Source organism: Pseudoalteromonas sp. SWYJZ19 (assembly GCF_015864375.1).
Taxonomy (GTDB): Bacteria; Pseudomonadota; Gammaproteobacteria; order Enterobacterales; family Alteromonadaceae; genus Pseudoalteromonas; species Pseudoalteromonas arctica.
This window is the reverse complement of record NZ_JADYXI010000005.1, coordinates 177,521-200,486: the sequence shown is the minus strand read 5'-3', so window position 1 is coordinate 200,486 and position 22,966 is coordinate 177,521. Positions and strand designations below refer to the sequence as shown.

Annotated in this window: 15 protein-coding genes; 5 read left to right on the top strand and 10 right to left on the bottom strand. The window is 37.5% G+C overall.

Features of this window, described 5'->3' with window-relative positions; translation table 11 throughout:
• Positions 1 to 7: 7 nt before the first annotated feature.
• From I6F45_RS07200 to bcsR, 7 genes are all read right to left on the bottom strand, one after another.
• A complete protein-coding gene (locus I6F45_RS07200; protein ID WP_197160089.1) occupies positions 8 to 1,501 on the bottom strand; it encodes a peptide MFS transporter in 1,494 nt (497 codons plus the stop codon).
• Between the two features lie 246 nt (positions 1,502 to 1,747).
• Positions 1,748 to 5,566 (bottom strand): cellulose synthase subunit BcsC-related outer membrane protein, encoded by a 3,819-nt coding sequence (locus tag I6F45_RS07195; protein ID WP_197160087.1) that lies wholly within the window; start codon positions 5,564 to 5,566, stop codon positions 1,748 to 1,750.
• Positions 5,557 to 6,687, bottom strand: coding sequence for a cellulose synthase complex periplasmic endoglucanase BcsZ (bcsZ, locus tag I6F45_RS07190; protein ID WP_197160085.1), 1,131 nt, complete (start codon positions 6,685 to 6,687; stop codon positions 5,557 to 5,559). Before bcsZ ends, I6F45_RS07195 begins: the two co-directional genes overlap by 10 nt.
• A complete protein-coding gene (gene bcsB, locus I6F45_RS07185; RefSeq protein ID WP_197119122.1) occupies positions 6,687 to 8,933 on the bottom strand; it encodes a cellulose biosynthesis cyclic di-GMP-binding regulatory protein BcsB in 2,247 nt (748 codons plus the stop codon). The genes bcsZ and bcsB overlap by 1 nt, the downstream gene beginning before the upstream one ends.
• On the bottom strand, positions 8,926 to 11,595 hold the full coding sequence (gene bcsA, locus I6F45_RS07180; protein ID WP_197160083.1) for a UDP-forming cellulose synthase catalytic subunit: 2,670 nt from the start codon (positions 11,593 to 11,595) through the stop codon (positions 8,926 to 8,928). Before bcsA ends, bcsB begins: the two co-directional genes overlap by 8 nt.
• Position 11,596: 1 nt before the next feature.
• A complete protein-coding gene (gene bcsQ / locus I6F45_RS07175; protein ID WP_197141090.1) occupies positions 11,597 to 12,313 on the bottom strand; it encodes a cellulose biosynthesis protein BcsQ in 717 nt (238 codons plus the stop codon).
• A 32-nt stretch (positions 12,314 to 12,345) separates the two neighbouring features.
• Entirely contained in the window at positions 12,346 to 12,525 is a 180-nt protein-coding gene (bcsR, locus tag I6F45_RS07170) for a BcsR/BcsP family cellulose biosynthesis protein (protein WP_165729048.1), read from the bottom strand.
• A 114-nt stretch (positions 12,526 to 12,639) separates the two neighbouring features.
• On the opposite strand from bcsR, the gene bcsE reads away from it, so the two are divergent.
• From bcsE to tyrR, 3 genes are all read left to right on the top strand, one after another.
• The gene (bcsE, locus tag I6F45_RS07165) at positions 12,640 to 14,262 is read left to right on the top strand and encodes a cellulose biosynthesis protein BcsE (protein ID WP_197141080.1); all 1,623 of its coding nucleotides are present in this window, start codon (positions 12,640 to 12,642) and stop codon (positions 14,260 to 14,262) included.
• A 169-nt stretch (positions 14,263 to 14,431) separates the two neighbouring features.
• Positions 14,432 to 16,012 carry a cellulose biosynthesis protein BcsG gene (gene bcsG, locus I6F45_RS07160; RefSeq protein ID WP_197141070.1) on the top strand — a complete coding sequence of 527 codons (1,581 nt, stop codon included), beginning with the start codon at positions 14,432 to 14,434 and terminating at the stop codon, positions 16,010 to 16,012.
• A gap of 193 nt (positions 16,013 to 16,205) precedes the next feature.
• Positions 16,206 to 17,762 carry a transcriptional regulator TyrR gene (tyrR, locus tag I6F45_RS07155; RefSeq protein WP_010555118.1) on the top strand — a complete coding sequence of 519 codons (1,557 nt, stop codon included), beginning with the start codon at positions 16,206 to 16,208 and terminating at the stop codon, positions 17,760 to 17,762.
• 28 nt (positions 17,763 to 17,790) lie between these two features.
• Here tyrR and I6F45_RS07150 read toward each other — a convergent pair whose 3' ends face one another.
• Positions 17,791 to 18,285 carry a hypothetical protein gene (locus tag I6F45_RS07150; protein ID WP_197141058.1) on the bottom strand — a complete coding sequence of 165 codons (495 nt, stop codon included), beginning with the start codon at positions 18,283 to 18,285 and terminating at the stop codon, positions 17,791 to 17,793.
• A 105-nt stretch (positions 18,286 to 18,390) separates the two neighbouring features.
• Between I6F45_RS07150 and I6F45_RS07145 the strand changes: the two genes are divergently transcribed.
• Positions 18,391 to 18,924: a thioesterase family protein gene (locus I6F45_RS07145; protein WP_002958217.1), complete on the top strand. Its 534-nt coding sequence runs from the start codon at positions 18,391 to 18,393 to the stop codon at positions 18,922 to 18,924.
• A gap of 80 nt (positions 18,925 to 19,004) precedes the next feature.
• Here the strand turns inward: I6F45_RS07145 and I6F45_RS07140 are convergent, their stop codons facing one another.
• Positions 19,005 to 19,658, bottom strand: coding sequence for an OmpW/AlkL family protein (locus I6F45_RS07140; protein WP_197141054.1), 654 nt, complete (start codon positions 19,656 to 19,658; stop codon positions 19,005 to 19,007).
• A 263-nt stretch (positions 19,659 to 19,921) separates the two neighbouring features.
• Here I6F45_RS07140 and dapE point away from each other — a divergent pair, with 263 nt between their 5' ends.
• Entirely contained in the window at positions 19,922 to 21,106 is a 1,185-nt protein-coding gene (dapE, locus tag I6F45_RS07135) for a succinyl-diaminopimelate desuccinylase (protein ID WP_197160081.1), read from the top strand.
• Between the two features lie 47 nt (positions 21,107 to 21,153).
• Here the strand turns inward: dapE and I6F45_RS07130 are convergent, their stop codons facing one another.
• Complete coding sequence (locus I6F45_RS07130) at positions 21,154 to 22,860, bottom strand: GNAT family N-acyltransferase (RefSeq protein ID WP_197160072.1); 1,707 nt, start codon at positions 22,858 to 22,860, stop codon at positions 21,154 to 21,156.
• Positions 22,861 to 22,966 lie beyond the last annotated feature (106 nt).

Here is a 22,966-nt window from a genome sequence, read left to right as displayed (position 1 = left end):
ACAACAATTAAGAGGCTTTCTCTTCTAACCCTTGTTTTTCCCATACTTTAGCTTTAAAAGTCATTAGTACTAAAACAACACCAACACCAATGCTAAATAATGCAATTTGTAAATATAAGTTAGGAATTTCATCAACATTATTCGGATCGAAATTACCAGCAAGTAAACCTGCAATAATATTACCGATTGAGTAAGTTAATACAAATACACCCATCATTTGACCTGTGTAACGTTTAGGCGATAACTTACTTACAGCACTTAATGCTACAGGACTTAAACAAAGCTCACCCACAGTATGTAAAAAGTACGTAGTAACAAGCCAGTAAGGCGCTACTTTTAAGCCTTCAGCTGCGTAATGAGCCGCCATAAACATAACTAAAAAGCCTGATGCCATGATAATTAAACCAATAGCACACTTAACGCTGTAGCTAGGTGACACTAAGCTTTTAGATAAGTTAATCCAAAGAGCTGCAAAAAATGGCGATAAAGCAATAATAAACAGTGAATTTAATGATTGAAACCACGTTGTAGGGATTTCAAAAGTACCAATAAGACGATCAGTATAATCGCGAGCAAATAAGTTTAATGATGAACCTGCTTGTTCAAAGCCAGACCAAAAACAGGCAGATGCAATACAAACTAAAAATAGTGCCCACATTCTTTGTTTTTCAGCATCTGTTAATTTACCTGTAAAGTAAATAACACCAAAATAAACAAAAAAGATAATCGTGAATACAACAGCAACATAGCCTGCAACCACTGTTGGGTTGATTACAATTGCGCCGGTCATTGCAGCCGTAGTAACTGCAGCTGCAGCAATTATAAATACAGCAATACCACCCCAGGCGCGTGAAGTGCCTTTTGGACCTAATGGATTAGCTGGTAAAGCGCTGTGCTCAGGTAAATTATTAAGTGAGCGTTTATACTGCACCAAACCAATAGCCATACCAACAGCTGCTGCACCAAACGCCCAGTGCCAACCTACGTTTTCCATAAAGTAACCACAAACGTAGTAACCAATTAAAGAACCTAAGTTAATACCCATGTAGTAAATAGCATAACCGCCATCACGACGCTCATCAGCATCACTGTATAGTTGGCCGACCATTGCGCTGATATTTGGTTTTAGCAAACCAGTACCTGTTGCTACAAATATTAAGCCAATGAAGAAAGAATAATCATGTGGAATAGCCAAAATAATATGGCCAATCATAATAATTATGCCGCCATACCAAACCGCTTTTTGACCACCGAATAACCTATCGGCAAGCCAGCCACCTGGTAAACCTAAAAAGTATACCGCACCTGTATATAGGCCATAGATTGCAGCAGCTGAAGCAACAGTAAAGGCTAGGCCTTCTTCTTGTAAGCTTGCTGTCATGAATAGTACGAGCATAGCTCGCATACCGTAATAACTCATTCGTTCCCACATTTCAGTGAAGAACAATGTTGAAAGTCCTTTAGGGTGGCCAAACCAGCCACTATCTGGAGCTGAACTCATATTTACTTCCTAACTTTAAGTATTGTTATGATGGCCTTATAATTTTTTGCTTTAGCTATTTTAGAATTTGTAACCACTAAAATGCTCGACCATCAGTATATTATTTGTAGCTAAGATAATGATTTGCTATATGGCAGTAACACCACAAGGTAAGAGACACACCCTTATCCTAGTTACAATTGCGCTCAAGTATACATATACCTTAGTGCTAGGGGAAGTATTCGCGGTATATCACCTTATGCCAAGTTAAAACTCAGCATAAGGAACAATAGGAGTACCCGGGAACTCAAGTGTTCCGTACACAGGATTAAAGTAATAACGTATATAAAGCTGACCAAAATTTGGTTCGTAAAAGTCAGAGCGATCAATAGCTAAGTAACCACCAAAGAACCAATTAGGCGTTATTCTATACTCAAAACTACCTTCAAGATTATATGAAACACCAGAACTTGTTTCACCTTCAAATACAGGATCAACACCTGTTATTGACTCTCTATCATATGCAGCTATTTGCAAATCGCCATCGTTAGGGAAAAAGTCAATAGACTGAGTTTTTGTTTGCGAATAAGAAACACCGGTTTTTAATCGATAAACAAAATCATCGCCCCAACGCGCGTCATAAGTGAGTGGCACAGATAAGCCTACATAGTTTTGTGGACTGTAATAACCACCATGGCCCCATGTTTCTTCACTTAAATTATACTTGTATGCCCAGTGTAATAAGCTCGCGCCTACGGTAAATTCACGCTCTTGATTGCTAATTACACGGTAATAAGTACCGCCCATCATACGGTAGCGTTGGTTGTCTTTTACATTTTGACCTTTATAAAGAGTAAAGTCGGCGCTTGACCAAAAACCCCATTTGCCGCCTAAGTCATGCGATACATTAGCAGTTAGGCCTGTAGAGCGAACACCACCCCAAACTTCACCTGTATTTACATCTTTAAGACCTGCATAAGAAAGTACTGAGCTTGTAACTGGGCGTTTTTCGAGCTCTAGGCTGTATCCAAAGTCGCCAAAACTGTCTGCGTAATTTACACCCCATACAATGTCTTCAATTAAAAAGCCAAGTGGAGTCGTTCCTACATCAATACGCCAGTTTTCATTTTGCCAACCAATACCTACATCTACACCACTTTCTTGTGGTGTTACTTCATCAATTGAACAAGTAAAAATACACAGTGCACCTTGTCCATAGCGGCTGCCAGCAAATTGCTCATCAAAGCGCGTTGTTTGTGCGCTAATAGTTGTAGGGTCTACTTTAATAAACCCTTGGCCTTGCCAAAGTGGAAAATAAGCTTCAATCGGGACTAAGCCCGCACCAAGTGTTGCTTCGCTTTCAGTACTTGTTTGTCCACTAAAGTTAACACCAATGGCAATGTAGGCTTGGTTTTTGTTTTGCTCGTTTACTAGCTCTCGTTTAGCACCGTTTACATACCATTCATCGTTTTCATTTATTTTTAAAAGCGCTCCGTAAAGCTCTTTTTCATTTAATGTACGATTAGGGGATAGGGTTTGTGCATACCAAGATTGTGCTTGTTCTGTTTCATTAAACTTACTGGCTACTTGAGCACCTAAATAACGTAGTTCTTGATCGTTGGGTGACTTTTCAACAAGTTGCTTAGCTAAGTAAAGTGCATCGCCTGAGTAATTAAACTCATTAAGAGATGACATGATTTGGCGTTGTAAATAACCTTCTTGCGACGTGGTTTGCGTTATCGCTTTTTGCGTTACTTCTTTTGCTTGAAAGTCGTCCCCAAGTTTTATGTATGCATTAGCAATAGCGAGTAGTGCTTGAGGCTCTATGGTTTTTTTGTTTTGTACTTTTTGTTGATACAAAATAACAGCCGCTTCGCGCTGTTCAAGTGCTAAGTTTGCATTAATAAGGGCAGTAGTTGTTGCTGGAGTATTTTTATATTTTTGATCCAGCTGGTTAAGCTTAGCGATTAAATCACTACCATTGTAATACTGAGTAATATAGCTATTTTGTAGCTGTACATATTGAGTTGTTTCATTTTCAGTGGCGCTCTCTGGTAGTACGTAATTTTCAAACCATTGCTTCGTTTTATTCTCATCGCCCTGATCTAGAAGCCATTCACCATAAAGTGTATGCCAATAAGCAGAAAGCGAAGGCTCAGCTTTCAGTGCTTTGTTTATAAGTTTTATAGCGTGTTTTTTTTCGTCGATTCTATACCAGCTTCGTGATAATTCCGCCTGCATAGCAGGTGTTAAGCTCTGTGCTTCTAAGTTACTTAAATGATAAATCGCAGTGGCTTTATCTTTAGCGTCAAGGTGGCGCTCACTTTGTGTTAAAGATTCATTAAGTTGCAGCTGTTGTTCAAGCGCAATAATATCTTTATCTCTGGATTTAAATGGAATGTACTGCAAGGTTTTAAGAGCACCTTGATAGTCATCAAGAGAGCGTAAAAAGAGCGCGTGGCTATAACGAATCTGAGGATTTAGCGGAAACTGCCACAGCACATTATTAAATAAAGCGCGGGCCTCTTCTGTCAGCCCTTTTTGTTGATATATAAAGGCTAAATCGTAGTATAACCAAGGCTGCTCTGGCGCTAGTTCAATAGCGTCTTTTAATACTTTTTCAGCTTGCTCTAAATCTCCTGACTGCGTAAACGCATTTGCTTTTGCACGGTACTGACTGCTTAAAGAGATAGAATAAGATTCTTTAATTATTTTTTTTTGATTAAATGATAGGCCGTTATAAAAAGAGGTTAGGGCTTGCTCATTTTGTTCTAATTCAGCTATTTCAAGTAGGCCTATTAAAGCGCTGCTATTAAGTGGATCACTTTTTAAAACAATTTGATAAGTAAGAGCTGCTTGTGAATATTGTCCTTGAGCAAATTGTAATAAACCTCTGTTATATACTACGGTATTAGTTTCTTGTCCTAAGGTAGCTGCTAAATCGAGCTTAAGCTTAGCCGTTTTAAACTCTTTATTATTAATAGCATTTTTAGCTTCGCGTATATAAAGCCAAAGCTTAGCTGTTTTTGCAAGCTCTTGTAGTGTTTCACGCTCAGCGAACTCAGTTGTGTACTTTTGTGCACGAGTAAAATATTGATACGACTTTTGGTTTTCACCAAGGCGTAAATAGAGTGTGCCAAGGCTTCGCATTATAGCGCCGTCTTGCGGGCGGCCTCTTAAAGCTTTTAAAAGTAGAGGTTCTGCGGCGGCAAGTTTATTTTTCTCAAGTAATCTATCGCCCCTAACCCAAAGCTGATAGGCAGGATCAGCAAGCAGTGTTTGGCGTTTTTTATAATCTTTTAGAAAATCTTGATATTGTAACTCACCTTTACTACTAAAAGGATAAAGAGTGAAATAACGCTGATACTGCTTAACTGTATCATTCGTTAAAGGCATTTCCGACAAAGCCCCAAGCCAAATGTATTCAACTTCATTTATAAAAGTAGGGCCAGCGCCATATTTACTTAAAATATCAATAGCTTTCTTATCTGTAAGATTACGCCTAAGTAAGTGGCGTGCATAAGCAACTTCTACCTGCGCAATACTTGGATAGTTTTGAGCTAATTTATCATAGCCTTTCTTAACACTTTCCCATTGGTCGCTGTCTTGTCCGTACCAGCTTAAATGCTCAAGTTCGTAATCTAATGTAGGGTAAACGTTTTTAAAAATTTGATTATAGATTTCGCGAGCTTGTTCATAACGACCGGCACGAGCGAGTAATCTAGCTTGTTGAATTGAAGATTTGTCTTTGCCTTCAGTACGAGAAAGTACTTTTAGCTTTTCAACGCACGGAGCCTGTTTGGTAAGCCCATTATCTATTTTACTTAGTAATTGGTTAGCTTTCGCTGATTCGCCATTAGCAAAATCATAACGCGCTACCGCGCACTGTGTTTCTATGCGGGCAGGTGCAATAGCAACTAACTTTCGTAAGCTATCTTCAACTAGTTTATTATTTTGCTGTGCTTCACCAATACCTATTTGGCTTAGTAACCAATCAACAGATTGCGTATCAATATCGTTGACTGTGTTAGCGCTTAATCCAGAGCTAAGCGCTAATGTGCAAGCTAGGGCAAACCTTAACGGCATTCAGTGCTCCATACCGGTTGTAGCGTCCCATCTGCTGTAATTGAAAAACGTTTATTTAAAGCACTTGCACCAAACAAGTTAAGTACGCTGTCGTAGTAACGAGTCTGGGTAAATGATTTATCAACCATTAGCTTTTGCTGAATTGCCATAACTGTAGAGTTATCGTTATTAGTCGCTAGTAAAGGTAATAGAGCTGAGTTAAAGCCTAGCGGGCCTCTTTTTTCAGATTTTCCTGACTTAGCAAAAGTATTTAAAGGCACGTAACCACGTTTATTAATTGTTTCTATAAAAGGATTAAATTGCGCTAATAGCTCTTTTTTATAAGGTGCGTTGTCTGCCATCATACTTGCCCATAAATAAACTCTAATAGCGTTGTAGCTTCCTAAATCGCTTGTTTTTTTATCGTAGTAAAAACCGTTATTTGCATCATACATTACCCAGTCAGGGCTAACACCTTGCTTTGCTGTATCTAAAATTAGCTTTGCTGAGCCTTCGTGCAATTGATGCCAAGGGGAGTGTGGGTAGAGCTTTTTAAACTGCTGGTAAATAAATAATGGTGAGTAGCTCGGGTTTAACTTAAAACGTTCATTATCAAATTCAAAACCGGTAGGAGCAGGTAGTAATGATAAGCCTAGGCCCGAAATATAGGCTGTTTCTTCACGCATTATTCGCTGTGCAAGTACGGCTGCTAATATGCTGTAGCGGCGGTCATCCCAAAGAATAGCAGCTTGCGATAAGCTATACGCTATCCATAGGTCAGAATCAGACGCTGGATTTGAATCTAAAATACCACCAATATTTTGATTGTTAACACCCCATTGCCATGCCGGTAAACGAGTGCTTAAATCACCCTCAGATAAATGCTCTTGGGTCCAATCCAGGACTAGGTCAAACATTGCTTTGTCATTTGCTACGACAGCAAAAAATAAGGCATAAGATTGGCCTTCAGAGGTTGTGATTTTTTGCTCACTCCCCAAATCAATAACGCGACCATCTTGGCTTATAAAGTTACTTTTAAACGTTTGCCATGCATCCCATGGTTGGCATTGCTCTATTTGTGCATTGGCATTAAAGGTAAATAATGCAATCACGGTAAAAAATACATTAATGAGTGACTTCATTACTTATCTCCTTCAGCTAAGCGCTTGTATGTTAATGCTTGTAATAATCGCCATATAATAAATGAGATCAGCAGTAGTGTTAAAATAGACAATAGTGCCAGTACAAATGGGTGATCCGATAAATGGAACCAAATTAGGGTATGCACAGGAATGTGACCAACAAAATATTGTTCATCAGTTTTAATTGTCTTAATGCCTTGAGAATTTATGACCGCAGCACTGCCTTTAATTTGCGCAAGAGCTTCTGAACTCATTAACGCATCATCTAGTAGAGTAAAGGCTTTTTGTGATGTTGCACTAAGCGATACAATTGAACGCTCTGAATCAAACGGTGATTGAAAGCCAGTAATAACGGCCATATCACCACTACTTTTTATACTTACTTGGACTTTATCTGTTGTCTGCTCATCGTAAGCACCGTTGTATATGGCTTGTTTTATAGCGCGCTGATTATTATCAAGCAGGATATTAGTTTGCGCATCTTCATCTAAGTTATTAGCAATGCTATTAGGTTTTGCGATTACTAAGATGTCTTTATCATCTAAGTTGGCATCTTCATTTAAATGAGCAACACTTATTCTATGAGCTGGGTAGCCTGTAATAGCACCAAAGTGGCCTGTTAAATTAAACAATACAGATAGTGCTTTAGGTGATGGAACTTCATCTATCAATACTAAAGTTTGTTGTAAGTCTGCGTATTTTGTAAATGGGAATCCGCTGTTTGCAAATACATTTAAATCAGGTAAAGCCATGTAATGATCAAACCCACTTACATCAATGTTAGAGTTTCCATCAATTACTCCGTATTCGCCACCAGGTGGAGCAATGGCACATTCGCCTTTTTTAAGTACTGCAAATCTAAAGTCAAAATTTAACTCATTTCGGCTGGCAAGATTAATACCGTCTAATGAAAAGTCTTCAGCGCTTTGCGTTGTGTCTGTATTAGCAATTAAAGGAAGCAACGTTTTAGCGGTAGTTAACGATGTGTCTTTTTTATCAAGTAAAAAACCACTTATAAATTCTTGGTTTATTAGCATGTTTAAACGTGAATTTAATGTTTCGCTCTCTGGCGTATTACGGTATTGCAAAGTAATAGGAATACCTTTTTCACGCCAAGTAAATAAATCAGGTGCAAAACGAACATTTAATTTTATAGGGCCGTTGTTAAGACCCTCAGCTTGTAACTGAGTTGGGTAGTCAATAAGCTCGTCAAAGTGCACGGGACGATCGTTTCTTAGCCATCTCGGCGCATCATAAGCTTTACGCAGTGGGAGTTTGTTAATAGCCTCGATGCTTGCACTTCGGCCAGTCATAATTTTATGACCAAATACAAGACCAGTGACCGCTGTTTTTAAGTCTTTTTCGTCACGCCCCAAAATTAACAGCATTTTATTGTATCTGTGAATAGGGCTTGAAATTAGCTCGACGGTTGGCTTTTCAACATCTGGATAATCTTTTAAAAAATCAGGTTTTGAGTCATTAGTAATAAACACCACACTGTGCTGCTCTGGTGCTTTATTTAAAACTACTGGAAAGTTAGCGCCACGCCAGTCAGCTTGTGCGCCAAACCAACTAGATAAAGTGGCTGCAGCTTCTATTGCTTGTGTATTAGGTGTGCTTGCAAATACAAAAGGTAAGTTTAATTTGTTGTAATCTTTAGCATCAAAAAATGGTTCTGGTAAATATTCAAGGCGGCTATCAATTGCTAACTGTTTTTGATCAAGCGTGATATGGCTTGATTTGTTTATTTCAGTCCAAATTGAGCGGCTAAAGTAATCTTGGCATCGTAAGTCGTAGTAGCCAACTAGTTCAAAGCGAATTTGGTTGTAGTCTTGAATGTATTTAGCATTTAGGTCTAGGCTATGACTTACCGTATTTTTTACAATACTTAATTGCTCATTAATAGGTAAAACAGTAACTAAGTTATCGTTAAAATAAACTTTTAAATGCGATACATTAGCCAGCAATGAAGGTGAGTTGGTGTACGAAAAGTTAAGCTTTAGATTAGTGCTTAATTTATCAATTCTATTTGTGAAATCGACTCGAGAATTATTATTCACGCCGTCGAGTTTATAGTCGTTAAACCCTAACTTTTCAAAGCTAAGACGTAAACTAGAAACCTGAGCGCTCTCAGGGTAGCCATTTACAAACATAGTTTTGTCGTGCATAGGCTCGATAGCGAGCACTTGATATGCGCTACTAATAAGCAACAATGTTAGAAATGTATTAAGTAACTTTTTAATCATAATTATTATGCACTATCGGTTTTTTTGGAGTAAATGAATTTATGTAAATGACGGTATTAGTCATAAACTTAATTATTGGTTGTAACGCTCTTGGAGCATGAAATAGTAAATTACTAAAGCCCCGTAAACTTGTTTTTTGCACTTCTTTAAAGCTATACGATGGACGGTCATGTCTAAAGTTATTTTGCCAATCTAGCCATGCATCTGCTCTTGAAAAAGTACATTGTATAAAAGCTCTTTGTTTTTCTAGCGATAAATCTTTAAGTGTAAGGCCAATTTGTTTTTTACGGGTATTACATACATAAGTTGTAAACGAAAATTGCTTGTTACCGCGACTCATTAATAATTCAATTTTATCGTTAACGCGGCATAAATGTGCGTGTTCAGTCTCTATACCTACACCGTTATCTGAATAATCCGTTATTTTTACTTTTAAAGTATGACCATTTGCTAAACGAACGCCGGCAGGGAAGTTTGCTTTGATACGATGCGAGTGCCTAACTTGGCGTGCTTCGGCAGCAACCGCAACCGCAGCGCCTAAAATAATAATATTATAAAAAGCCCAACCCATACTTATTATCAGTACGCCAATCTGGCTTGAGTCACCTAAAAACAGACGTAATATACCGACTATTATGCCTAGTAAATTAATAAGTAAGAGAATTAAATACGGTTTAGAAATACCCCAGTCGTAATGCTCTTCATCATTTAAACCGCCTTTTTCGGTTACGTTAAATTTACCCTTATTAGGATTAAATAAAGCAACGGTTGTTGGTTTTAATATGTACCAAGCAAGTACTGATTCATATACCTCACCCCAGAAGGAGTAACGGTATTTACCTTGAATGCGTGAGTTAGTTGCTTTTATTTGAATTAGTGTCGGTACCACATAGATAAAAATAGCGATAAAAGGGGCATAAATTATGTAGGCATTAAAATATATCAACGCTAAAGGAGCGGTTAAAAATACAATACGAGGAATACCCGATAGGAAATGCAGCATTGCATTTATATAACATAATCGTTGAGGAATACTTAAACCTTTACCCATTAACGGATTATCAAGTCTAAATATTTGCGCCATACCACGCGCCCAGCGGATACGTTGACCTATATGCGCTGATAAACTGTCGGTAGCAAGGCCTGCGGCTTGTGGAATGTTTATATAAGCTGTTTTATAACCAGCGCGTTGCATACGAAGAGCCGTATGTGCATCCTCAGTTACTGTTTCAAACGCAAAGCCGCCAATATCATCAAGTGCTGCTCGTTTTAATACGGCGCAAGAACCACAAAAGAAGGTTGCATCCCACATGTCGTTACCGTCTTGAATAAGTCCATAAAACAGCATGTTTTCGTTAGGAATTTGGCTGTGGTTATTAAGGTTTCGCTCAAATGGATCGGCTGAGAAAAAGTGATGCGGTGTTTGCACTAAACACACTTTACTGTCTTTTAAAAACTGCCCCATTGTCATTTGTAAAAATGAGCGAGCAGGAACGTGGTCACAGTCAAAAATTGCGATATATTCGCCATCGGTATAGCGCATAGCGCTATTCATATTACCGGCTTTAGCATGATTGTTATCCGAACGCGCTAAATAACCCACTCCAATTTCGGCTGCAAAATCTTTAAACTCTGAGCGCTTACCATCATCTAATATGTAAACATTTAGTTTATCGGCTGGCCAATCGATACTTAAAGCCGCGAGCGTAGTGGGCCTTACAACGCTTAACGGCTCGTTATAAGTTGGAATATATACATCAACTGTTGGCCACAAGTCAGTGTCTTTAGGCAAAGGAACTGGTTTTCGTTCAAGTGGATTAATTGTTTGAAAAAAACCTAAAATAAGCACAAGCCAGGCATACGTTTCAGCAAGTAATAAGCCCCCACCTAGCGCAAGTGCAAGCGGGTCATCCCAGTTTAAAGTTTCAGTGTAACGCCACCATAAATAACGAGAAGACGTAGTTACTGACAAGGTGATCATGACAATGGTTGCCATTTGGCCTTTTACTCGCTTAAGTGCATACGCAACTAATAAAATAAAACTTATAAAAACGGCTTGAGCTTCCAAGCTAAAAGGAATTGTAATGAATATTGCTAATAAAAATAAAATAAACGCGAGGATGACGTATTTAACTAATTTATTTTGCCATACACGTGCATCAGCCATCGCTTTAAAAGCACTCTTTTTAGGACCTTTTTTGTTTTTTGATAGTAGGCGCTTTAATAGTTTACCTAACTTTAAATCAAACCAACGTAATTGCCTTAAAAGGTAACTAACGCCATCATAAAAATAATTAACCGCATCTTCTTTTACAGAACTCGGTTTAAGCTGGTTTTTAAAAAATACTAAAAAAATACTTTGGATAACAAAGCGTAATATATTTGAGTAAATATAGGTTCGATAAGGCAACCTTAAATGAGGGTAGTAGTCATAAAGGGTAAACTCAAAGCTGATTTTATGCTGTTTAATGTTTATAAATAGCGAGCTTAAAAGTGTAATAAAAGGCATTAAGAAAGCTTCAATTACATTTACTTTATGTTGATTAAAGTAGCTGTGAAACTTAAATAATATGTACCGAACTAACTTATCAGTAAATAAAATGCTCAGCAGCAAGTATAAAGTACAGTGGATAGGGCGCTGATAAAATAATGTAATACTCATTTTATAAGGCTACTTTACTAACTAGCCAACCAGCTAGCGTTTCAAAGTCATCATTTGCGACACTATATGGCGCGCAGTTAAGCGCTACATTTCTGTATGCGGTTGACTCTTTAATAACTTCGTCACTGTTAATAAAAAAAGGAGCCATAAGCGGAAGCGTTGATTGCCATAGAGAAAACAAGTCAAATTCTAGCGTAGATGCAGAGTTATATCGGTTAACTAAAAAGTAATGCTTCCAGTCGGTATCTGAATTTTTGAGTGTTTGTAGGCGCCTATAAATTAAGCTGTGACAAATAGCATCACAATTTACCAGTTCAATAACAATATCTTTTTTTTCTAACGGATAATGAGAAATATTAATATGTGAAGGGCAGTCAAAAAGCACCCAAGCTTCGTCACTATAATTTAGGTTTTTGCATTTATCGACCATTTTAGTGATGCTATTGGTGCTCGTGTCATCACTATCACCAAATGGTAAAAATACAATGCCATCGTTATCTTGGTGAAAATGCGCAATTGCATCTTCAAAGCTTGCTTCATTACTCCAGCCTTTGGTGTATTTCCATGGCAAACCAAAATGTAAACCTAAGTCACTTTTTGCATCTAGATCGATTGCAATAACATCAACGTCAGATTTTTTTAGTACGCACGCTAGGTTTGCAACCACAGAGGTACTGCCTAAACCGCCTTTGACACCTTTAATGAAAACTCTTTGCAACTGATGTTTTACCTATTGTTAATTGAACTAGCTTACATGTTTAGTTCGTTGTTTATTTCTTTAAGTAATGCGTACTTATTAATTGTATTATTATTTTGCTGCTTGTTTACAATTTCTATGTAGTCATCACTTTTACCACCAAAACGCAGTGCAAGGTTTTCTATGTCGCTTGATGTTAACGTTTGTGAGTTTTTAGATGTTAAGTTGTTCATCTTTACCTTAACAGTTACGTTAATTATTTTGATTAAATGTGGACAATATTTGGCTATTATATATAGAATAACGGTTAAAACTAGTAAAAAAGTATTTTTTATAGGGCGTTTTAAATGCATAACTTTAACATAACGGGATTAGAGCCTGCTGCAAAAGAGTTAAAATGGGCTTCAAGTTACGCTGTTTTAGCCCCTTTAGACAATTTTTCAATCGAATTGGCGTTACATTCAATTAACCAAAGCTTGGCTAATGATATATATATAGTTTCCCAAGAGATTGAGTCATTTTTTGATTCTTCTTTTTCTGCACCGTTAAACTATGCTTATAAACATAATCGAGTTCACCCTTTTTCGTTGGCCCCACAAACACAGCATTATTCAATTGAGAAAATTAATTCAGCTATTATAAAAGAAATCAGTGCTTATAAACGTCTAAACACGGCACTTGTTTTTGTTCACTTTAGTACAACACAGCTAAACAGTGCTAGCGAAAAAAGCTTAGAGCTGATGATGAAAGAGTATAGAGATTTCACTCAAAAGACGGGTGCTACATTATTACTCTTAATATCTGGACCTGATATTGCTAATTATCGTTTTTTAGTTAGACGATTAAACAATGTATTTGATGGACTAGTTTTTGTTGATAACGATGCTGCGGTGCGAGTACTTGAATATGACTACTGGCGTCATAGTACCGGTGTTATCGCTGGTGAACATTATCAGTTATTGCTAAGTAAAAACCAGTTTGTTGTTCAAAAGGGAATAATAAGCGAGAGTAAAACTGCTAAAAGTTCAGATTTTTCTGATGAAGATGATGTATGGCTAGTGCAAGGTGCGGTGCCCGAAGGTACTAAACTACCGATGCACTATAAAAGTGTGAAAGATAATAATGACTTATTTAATAAAGGCCCAAAGGTAGAGGCAGCTACATTAATTTTTGCAGTAACGCGTTATACCGATTTAGCGTTATTAGGTAAGCAGTGTTTTGAGCTTAGAAAAAACTGTGGACGCTGGTTAAAACTTGTTATTCAAAATGTAGACGGTGTAATTCGTCATCAAGATGAATGCTTATTTTTAACCTTGGGTGTAAACCTTATTTTATATAGTTTTTCAGAGCCTTCTCGGTTGCTCTCACAAGTTCAATCTATTCAAGGTTTTCAGTTTTCAAGACCTTTACCTCCCTCTGTTGAAGATGTGTTAAAATACACTGAAAATACCTTTTCAAAGGGGTATTTACCTTTCATTGAGTTTACAAAACAAGTAGAAATTCATAGTGACTCAGCCGTTAATCTAGGTGTGAGTGGTGTGCTAGTGAAGCTTGAACTACTGCCAAGAATAGACCCTATTCACCCTTTGCATTTATTTCATATTAAGCGCGAAGGTGATGTATTTAGTATTGCAGATAATACAGTTTATTTATATCTGCATGCTTGTAGAGAGAATGACGTTGATAATGCAATTAAGCATTTGTTTAAATTAAAAACAAGCGATTTTTTTGTACAGCAAAATGTAATTTCTGATCACTTTTACATTCAACAAGAATGTAAACAATTAAGGCGTTTTTATAAAGGTAAGAGTGTTGTAGATTTCTCGCAAAAACTTGCCGAGAATGATAGCTATAAATTTGCACCTGATATAGCAAACAGCGTTACTGAAAATATTAACACACCTGAATTTTCTAGCAAAAGCCGCCCAGATGCTAAGCCTTTTATAATGAAATTAAGAGATAACTTATGAGTATGAATCAGCTTTTAATTACCGTGTTTCTTGCAATGGTGCTTGGCGCGGTGCTTTGTATGCTAGGCAAATACATTTTATCTCAAATAACAAAATATTATTATAAGCTTACTTTTAAACATGAAGTACTAGAGCCTTATACACCAAATACAGTAAAAAAGGATAAGAAGTGAAATTATCAGGTTTAGGGGTTTGGAACCTTTATTTTTTAGTTAAGTTTGCTCTGTTTTATTATGGTGCAATTGATTTTAACGTATTAACTAATGCGGCTTTTGCTGCGTTGCTTGCGATTAAATTTAAACAGCCATTAATAGAGAAGGCAAAACATATAGTAGGTGCTGTGTTTGCTGTGGTATTACTTTACCAAGACTCATGGTTGCCACCAATAAACAGGTTGACTAAACAAGCGGGTAACGTTCAAGATTTTAGTTTTGGTTATTTTATTGAGTTATTAACCCGTGTTATTAACATTGATATGTTATTGGCTTTGTTCGTAATTAGTGTGTGTTTTTGGTATACATCGCAATGGATACGCTTTACAACAGTCACTATCGTCGGGCTGTTAGTTGTAGGATGGCAAGGGGGTAACTCTCAATCACAATTCGTTAATAATGTGGCTAACCCTGAGCCGGTTACACAGAGTCAAAGTAATCCTCAAACACAAGTGATCACTCAGGCAGCACAATCTCCTGATCAAAAATTAGCTGATTTTTATCAACAACAAAGCTTATTAATGAGTCACTTTCCAAGCCAAGTAAATGGTGAACTGTTTGATGTAATTATTTTGAACATATGCTCAATGGCTGTTGCTGATTTAAATGCTATTGGTGTAAGTGTTACTGATATGTATAAAGACTTTGATGTGGTGTTTTCAGACTTTAACTCGGCTACATCATACAGCGGACCAGCTGCGGTAAGGCTACTGCGCGCTAGTTGTGGCCAAACTAGTCAAACGGCATTATTTAAAGAGGCACCTGAACAATGTTACTTGTTTAAAAACCTAGAAAAACTAGGTTATCAAAATAATGTTGTGATGAATCACGACGGACATTTTGATGAGTTTAAAGGTTTAATAAATAAGTACGGTGGCCTAGATAGCACGCCATTTAATATCGATTCAATGCCAGTGGCGCTTCGAGGTTTTGATAATAGCCCTATTTACTCAGATGAAGCTGTGCTGGATGGTTGGTTAGAGCAAGCTGATGATTGTAAGCCGTGTGCGATGTACTACAACACCACAAGTTTACATGACGGTAATCAGCTAGAGAATCAACCAAGGGTGAATAGTAAAGAGACATACCCAATCAGACATAAAAACTTGTTTGCTGATATTAACCAATTTGTAAAAAAATTAGAAAAGCGTGGTCGCAACGTTATGTTAATGATAGTGCCTGAACACGGCGCTAACTTAAAAGGTGATAAAGTACAATTTGCAGGGTTACGCGAAATCCCTAGTCCTGCGATTGTGTCTGTACCTGTAGCGATTAAATTTATAGGCCCAGACGTACAAAACTACTCGCAAATTGTGGTTGATGATTCAACAAGTTACTTTGCGCTTTCAGAGCTGGTAAGTAAGACGCTGCAAACTGATGTGTTTGGTGGGAATAATAGTGTTGCTAATTTACTTGAAAACCTACCTAAAGCACCTAAAGTTGCTGAAAATGAAGGCACAATAATGATGTATGTTAACCAAAGACCATTCATACAATTAGATGGTGGTGATTGGTCAGCTTACCCACAAGGTAAGTAGTCTCATAATAAGATTTAATAAACAGCACTGGTATAGTTAAATATAGATATCAGTGCTGTTTTTCTTCGTTTAATTACATCCCACCCTTTGGCTCTAAAAGCTATTTTGTCCAAAAATGTTTACAATAAACTACCTTCTCAAAGCGACTTAGCGTATTATTCGGCTAATATAGTTTTTCCTTCTTTGAGGATGTATGCGTCTAGATATTCACTGTGCTGATCGAATTGGTATTGCTCAAGAAATCCTTAATATATTAGTTAACTACAGCGTTGATTTGAAAGGAATTGAAGTCGATTCTGTAAATTGTCGTATGTACGTTAGTTTTCCCGAAATTGAATTTGAACAATTCCAAAAAATTATGCCATCGATACGTTTAATCGACGGCGTACATGATGTGCGTACCACTGCATTTTTACCATCTGAGCGTGAACACAACGAATTAAATACTTTACTACGTGCATTGCCTGATGGGGTTATCTCTATTGATGCTAAAGGCTGGGTGCGTTTATGTAACGATGCAGCATGTAAAGACTTACAGCTAATTGAAAAAGACGTGATTGGTGCAAATATTAATAACCTGCTTAAAGGCTTTAACTTTACACGCTGGTTAGAAGGTAAAGAAGTACTCGGACAAACTACTCGCGTTGAAGTTGCTGGTGAGGATTTTATTGCAGACATTTTGCCAATTGCAGTGCCTCAAGGTAGTGAAGGTGATGTGCTTGCTGGTGCGGTTATTAACATTAAATCGCAAAGTCGGTTAGGGCAGCAAGTCAGTGCATTTAGACGTTACGGGCAAGAAAGCTTCGCTACTATTCATAACTTTAGTACGGCAATGCGCCGAGTTGTGCGCGAAGCACGCAAAATGGCGCAACTAGAAGCCCCTATTTTGATTACTGGTGAAACAGGAACAGGTAAAGAGTTATTAGCTAGAGCGTGCCATTACGCATCTAATCGTTCTGTTAAACCTTTTATTGCACTGTCGTGTGCTTCACTTCCTGATGATGTTGCTGAGTCTGAGTTATTTGGTTATGCCGGGTACGAAGAAAATGCAGCGCCAAAGCGCGGTGTATTAGAGCAAGCCGATGGTGGAACTGTATTTTTAGATGAAGTTGGCGAAATGTCGACTCAACTACAAACTAAGTTACTGCGTTTTTTACAAGATGGTACGTTTAGAAAAGTAGGCGATGAGAACGAAGTTAAAGTAAATGTACGTATTGTTGCCGCTACTCAAAAAGACTTACCTGCAATGGTACAAGAAGGGGTTTTTAGAGAAGACTTATATTACCGTATAAACGTGCTTACTTTAGAAATAGCGCCACTAAGAGATAGAAAAGCAGATGTAGGACCACTTGCAGAGCATTTTATTCAAAAATATGCGCAACAAAATGGTCATGCAATTCCTGTTTTATCACAAGAGTGTTTGAGCTTTTTACAAGAGTATCCGTGGCCAGGAAATGTTCGTCAGCTGGAAAATGCAATTTACCGCGCAGTGTCGTTACTAGATGATAGCGAGCTTCGCGTAGAGCATTTACAGTTACCAACTTTTACCCATGATTTAGGGTATTTAGAGTCTGATTTTGAAGGCTCACTAGATCAAGCTGTTAAACGTTTTGAAGCGACTTTACTTCGCAAACTCTACCCAGCTTATCCAAGCTCACGTCAGTTAGCTAAGCGATTGGGCCTAAGTCACACCGCGGTAGCTAATAAGTTACGTGATTACGGTATTAACCGAAAAACAGTAAAAGTGTAATTGGCCTAAATAAATTAAAATATGGGGACTAATTTTTAGTGCCCATATTTTTTGTTACCCCGTCAATTGCAATCGTCTCGATACCTTCTTCGTTAAAGTTCATTACAATGCTGGCGTTATTACGAGTGAAAAAATAGCTACGGCCATTAAGTTCAATAACATAATCGCCTTTTACGGGGTCGCTAAATTGCTGCTTTTTTAAAGTGATCTTATGTCCGCCAATTTGCCATTCAAACTCTTCAATAAATCCATTATTAAATTCTTGCACCCATATTTGGCTGTCATCTTTTGAAAGCGTTATAGCTACCGAGTAAGAGCTAGGGATCTGCTCCATATTGTAACTTTTAGAGCCAATAGTGAATTTTTCAGCTTTTTGCTGCCATTCAAAACCAAATTTAAATTCTTTAACTACACCAGTAGGGTAAGTAACAGAGCCTTTACCCGGTAATGAAAAATCGGCAAAAGCATTATAACTAGGCACTAATAGAGTTAGCGCAGTAATAATTTTTAGTTTTGACTTCATGAGTTATCTTTTTATTGTAATAGTGATTTAAGATTAAAGTAGAATATTCGTCTTCGTAAGGGGCTATGCTACACTCGAATAAATTTAACTGGTAAGACCTTTTTTGTGAACCTATATATTCGACTTTTATTATTGTTTTTTAAAATTAAACGTAACAAGCAATATCAAAATTTACTTGATACGGTAGATATTGATTACAAAGCTCTACCTACTGATTGTGACATTAATTTACATTTAACAAACTCACGTTACCTCGCGATGATGGATTTATCTCGAACTTGGATGACTGAGCGCGTTGGCTTGCTTAAACAAATAATGAAGCGTCGCTGGTTTCCGATTGTTAACGCAACTGCTATTACTTATATTCGTGATATTAAGCCTATGCAGCGATATACAATAAGTACTAAGTTAGTTGGATGGGATCATAAATACTTTTATATTGAGCAAAAGTTTCACTCAGAACGAGGCTTACATGCTATTGCTTATGTACGCGGTGTATTTAAAAGTAAAAAAGGTATTATAAGTATTGAAGAAATGCTTGAAGTGGCTGGTTTTGATGGCCAAACACCTATATTGCCAAGTGAAGTTATGCACTGGAAAGAAATGCTAGAGCAGAAAAAGTTAAGTAACCTGCCCTAATCTCTACAAATGAAAAAAAGGCCTTTCGGCCTTTTAACACACATTGTAATTGGGTAACTACGTACTACTTTATATATGCTTTAAAAGCTGTATCTAACACCGAACATAGCAACAACGGGGTCAAGCTCAACAGTTGATGTAAGTGCTTTTGCACCATTAGCATAAACAGTGGCATCGGTATCAATATCCATAATTGATACCATGGCGTGTAGACCCCAGTTTGCATCAATTTTATAGTTAGCACCTACCTGAGCCATAAAGCCAAACGAATCATCTAATTTTACTTCTACATCGTCTGTTCCTAGCGTCGCTTTAAGTGCTTGAGAAGGTTGCTCATCAAAAAATGCAGTGTAGTTTATGCCTACGCCTATAAAAGGTCTTAGCGCATAACTTGTGTCTAAAAAGTGGTATTGCGCAACTAAAGAAGGAGGAAGCTGTTTTATATCTGCAATTTTGTTGCCTGCTAAGCCGCCTGCGCCATTCACATCGTGTGAAAAAGGTGTTGCTGCTATTAGTTCTAACACCCATTGATCGTTAAATGCATAATCTACAGTGATACCTAGTTGAGTATCTGAATCACCTTTAAGGCCCAGCGTAGATGCTTCATTAATTGCTGAGCTACTATTATCAGGGTTTACGTTAATAGCGCCAACATTTACGCTAAAGTTAGCGTGTGCAGCTGGAGATAGTGCTAATAAAGAGGTTAATAATGCGATGCTAATTTGAGTTTTCATGTTGTTCTCCAAGAACTACTGTTTGATTGGCGCTATTATTACCGAGCAATAAAAATGAAAACCTGTTCTAGATCAAAGTTTAAAAAACATTTTAACCTTGTGGAGTGCTTTATTGATTTAGATTAAATTTAGCGTCGTTCTGCTTTTGAAAAGATTGACATATTTATTTCATCAACAGTCATATGAATGTATTAAGGCTGACATCGCTTAGTCATAAACTCACGTTTTAATAAAGGCACATTAAATAATAAAGTGTGTTTAACATGTTTTTAGAAGCATTCGAAAAAAAATCAAAAACAACGGATATTCAAAAAGAAGTTGTAGAGCACTTACAAACACTAATTCGCTTTGAATCAGTAACCCCTAACCAAGCGGGTGCAATTGATTGGCTTGCAGATAAATTGGTGGATTTAGGTTTAAGTTGCGAGCAATTTACTATAAATGGTGTAACCAATTTAATTGCCTGCATAAAATTCAAAGATGGCCCATGTGTTGCCTTTTCAGGGCACATTGATGTAGTACCAGCAACAAGTAGCGGTTGGTTAAGTCCTCCTTTTGAAGGGCGAGTGCGCAATAATGCAATATACGGTAGAGGGGCGGCCGATATGAAAGGGGGTGTTGCCGCCATGCTTAGCGCCACAAAAAAGTTAATTAATAGTAAATCCGCTAAAGCAGGGACACTTTACTGGCTTATCACGTCAGATGAAGAGGGAGAGGCTGAATTTGGTTCTCAAGAAATAGTTAATAAGCTTGCCAAGCAAGGTGTTGTATTAGATGGCTGTATTGTCGGGGAGCCATCAAGTGTGGCACAAGTTGGCGATACGGTTAAGAATGGCCGTCGTGGTGCGCTTTCAGCTCGGATTTTAGTTACTGGTAAGGCAGGTCATGTAGCTTATCCTCAAAACACACTCAATGCTGCTCATATTGCTGCAAAAATAGTAAATAGCTTGAGTGATCAGATCTGGTTACTCGATGTGGCTAGCTCAAAAACCACACTACAAGTGACTGGAATTAACATAAATAATGTGGTCGATAATTTAGTGCCAAGTCATTGTGAGATTACATTTAATGTACGTTATAGCCACGGTTACAGTAGTGCAGCAGTTAAAACGCAATTAATGAATACCCTAAACAAGTTTGCTGAGCATTTTACAATTGAGTGGGAACGCCCATGCGAGCCTTATTATACAAGCCATAATACGGGTTGGAGTTTACTTACTCATATTGAGCAGGCTATTTACAAAAACACTTCAAGTTACCCATTACTAAGTACAAATGGAGGGACATCAGATGGACGATTTTTTGCCAGCCCCCATACTCAAGTTATTGAATGTGGTGTGCGAAACAATACGATTCATCAAGCTAATGAACACGTATCTATTAGTGATTTACTTAAAATTGAAGCTATTTATACAACTTTACTAGAGCAGATATTTATAAATAATTAAATATAAATCGAGTACTTTATAAATATAAAGCACTCTCTTATTATTGGTTATTCTAAATAACGTTTGGCTTTGTTTTCTTTTACATTTTTAAGATCGACCAATACCAATCCATCAATACAATTATTAAAATCGGGATCAATACTAAAGCTTAAAAATTGCACGCCACCTGGTTTACAAAGTTCAGTGTATTGTTTAAATAAAGTAGGGACTTGAGCCCCCATATTAGCTAACACATGCTTTAACTCTACAAAATCTTCTTTTACGTCATTGCCGCAAAAAAGAGTATTGCACTGGGTTAGCTGTTGCTCAGTTAATTTAAATTCATTATTAGGCGTAGCTAATTCAATACCACTTTTATAGTAATGCTGATAGTAATAAACGAGCATGGCTTTTGCTTGCTCGGGTAGAGCATTTGATACACTTACAGCACCAAACAAGTATCTGTACTGTGGATAGCTTTTTATAAAAGCGCCAATGCCATACCACAAATAGTCGAGGCTCTTACGTCCCCAATATTTAGGCTGTACAAAGCTTCTACCAAGCTCAATTCCTTGTTTTAGATAGGGCGTCATAGCGTCGGTATAAGAAAATAAGCTATCAGTATACAAACCTTCGCGGCCATATTTTTGTATTATCTGTTGTGCACAGGCTAATCGATAAGCACCTACCAGCTCTAGCTGCATTGGGTCCCACAGTACAAGGTGTTGGTAATCCATATCGTATTTATCTATATCACGACGCTTACCACTACCTTCACCGACTGCTCTAAATGCTATTTCTCTCAGGCGCCCTAACTCTCTAAAAATAGGTGAGCTACCAGTATATTGGTATAGATGAATATGCATACCGTCTTGCGTTTTACCAAGTAGTTGGCATTGCTCAATTGCTCTTTTTAGCTCTTTTCTGCACTCGGGAACAGCGATAGGTGTTTGTGTTTTTAGCGGCAGTGCTTTTTTTGTTGTAAGCCTATAAAGCTGTTTACGGATGAGGTTTACAACTTCTTTATCTTTAAGATTTTCTATTAAGTAAGATTCAGGAGGGATAGAGGCGCCAATCTCAAACTCTAAAGATTTTTGGCGCTGCTTAAACATTTCGGCCACTAATAGTAAACTTGCTAAAGGTTTATAAATCATTGATGTGCCATAAAAAAGTGGACTGTTTTTGGCTTTAATATAAATAGGTAAAATAGGGCAGTTAGCTTTTTTTGCCATACGTAAAAAGCCACTATTCCATTTGCAGTCTTTAATACCTGTTGGCCCTAATCGCGATACTTCTCCTGCCGGAAATATAAGTAATGCGCCTTCATCCTTTAAATGGTTTTGTATATTACTAAGCTCTTGTTTCTTACTCATGCCTGATAAGTTATCTACGGGGAGTAAAAGTGAGTGCATTGGAGTAACCGACATCAACATGCGGTTTGCCACTACTTTTAAATCCTGTCTTACAGTTGAAAGTACTTTAATCAGTGCTAAAGCATCTAATGAACCAATAGGGTGGTTAGCAACGATAACAAGTTTACCCTCATTAGGAATATGTTCTATCTGCTTAGGTTTATAGCGCGTATCAAAATTGAGTTCATCGAGCACTTGTTCAACAAATTCTAATCCTTGTAGGTGAGGGTAGGCATCACCAAAAGCAACAAACTCTTGTTCATGTAATAAGTAGCCTAGGCCTTTTTTTACTAAACCTTTTACTTTTGGAGAGTTCTCTAGTTGTGGTAAGTTTGCAGCAATTACTTTATCAACACTTATCATATTAACCTCATATTCCGTTTGGGCTATTCGCCATACATGTAAGATTAAAAAAAGGGTGTGACAGTTACTTTGCAGTAGTGTGACTTTTTAAAGTGCTAACTTATAA

Coding starts and splice junctions, on each gene's coding strand:
- I6F45_RS07200 (WP_197160089.1), bottom strand. CDS start 1,501: ATGAGTTCAGCTCCAGATAGTGGCTGGTTTGGCCACCCTAAAGGACTT.
- I6F45_RS07195 (WP_197160087.1), bottom strand. CDS start 5,566: ATGCCGTTAAGGTTTGCCCTAGCTTGCACATTAGCGCTTAGCTCTGGA.
- dapE (WP_197160081.1), top strand. CDS start 19,922: ATGTTTTTAGAAGCATTCGAAAAAAAATCAAAAACAACGGATATTCAA.
- bcsR (WP_165729048.1), bottom strand. CDS start 12,525: ATGAACAACTTAACATCTAAAAACTCACAAACGTTAACATCAAGCGAC.
- I6F45_RS07130 (WP_197160072.1), bottom strand. CDS start 22,860: ATGATAAGTGTTGATAAAGTAATTGCTGCAAACTTACCACAACTAGAG.
- tyrR (WP_010555118.1), top strand. CDS start 16,206: ATGCGTCTAGATATTCACTGTGCTGATCGAATTGGTATTGCTCAAGAA.
- I6F45_RS07140 (WP_197141054.1), bottom strand. CDS start 19,658: ATGAAAACTCAAATTAGCATCGCATTATTAACCTCTTTATTAGCACTA.
- bcsE (WP_197141080.1), top strand. CDS start 12,640: ATGCATAACTTTAACATAACGGGATTAGAGCCTGCTGCAAAAGAGTTA.
- I6F45_RS07150 (WP_197141058.1), bottom strand. CDS start 18,285: ATGAAGTCAAAACTAAAAATTATTACTGCGCTAACTCTATTAGTGCCT.
- bcsZ (WP_197160085.1), bottom strand. CDS start 6,687: ATGAAGTCACTCATTAATGTATTTTTTACCGTGATTGCATTATTTACC.
- bcsA (WP_197160083.1), bottom strand. CDS start 11,595: ATGAGTATTACATTATTTTATCAGCGCCCTATCCACTGTACTTTATAC.
- bcsB (WP_197119122.1), bottom strand. CDS start 8,933: ATGATTAAAAAGTTACTTAATACATTTCTAACATTGTTGCTTATTAGT.